Genomic DNA, 465 nt, shown 5'->3' on the forward strand with positions numbered 1-465 from the left:
TGGCGAACGCGCGGCTGTCGCCCGGCGAGGTGGACGCGGTGGAGGGGCACGGGACGGGTACGACGCTGGGCGACCCGATCGAGGCCCAGGCGCTGCTGGCGACCTACGGCCAGGAGCGCCCGGGAGATCGGCCGGTGTGGCTGGGGTCGGTGAAGTCGAACATCGGGCACACCCAGGGGGCCGCCGGGGTGGCGGGTGTGATCAAGATGGTGCAGGCGCTGCGTCACGGGACGCTCCCGGCCACCCTGCACATCGACGAGCCCTCCCCGCACGTCGACTGGGAATCGGGAGCGGTGCGGCTGCTGACGGAGCCGGTGGAGTGGCCGCGCGACGAGGGGCCCCGCCGGGCCGGAGTGTCATCCTTCGGAGCCTCGGGCACGAACGCCCATCTGATCCTGGAAGAGGCTGAGGAGCCGGAACCGGTGTCGGTGTCGGTGCCGGAGTTGGTGTCGGTGGGGGTGGAGG

1 protein-coding gene is annotated in these 465 nt (G+C 72.7%); it reads left to right on the top strand.

Going from position 1 to position 465, the window contains the following annotated elements:
- Nucleotides 1–465, top strand: a 465-nt coding sequence (locus G5C65_RS38255; RefSeq protein ID WP_165303695.1) for a ketoacyl-synthetase C-terminal extension domain-containing protein, incomplete at both ends; no start/stop codon positions are given.

This window comes from Streptomyces boncukensis, from assembly GCF_011045075.1.
Classification (GTDB): domain Bacteria; phylum Actinomycetota; class Actinomycetes; order Streptomycetales; family Streptomycetaceae; genus Streptomyces; species Streptomyces boncukensis.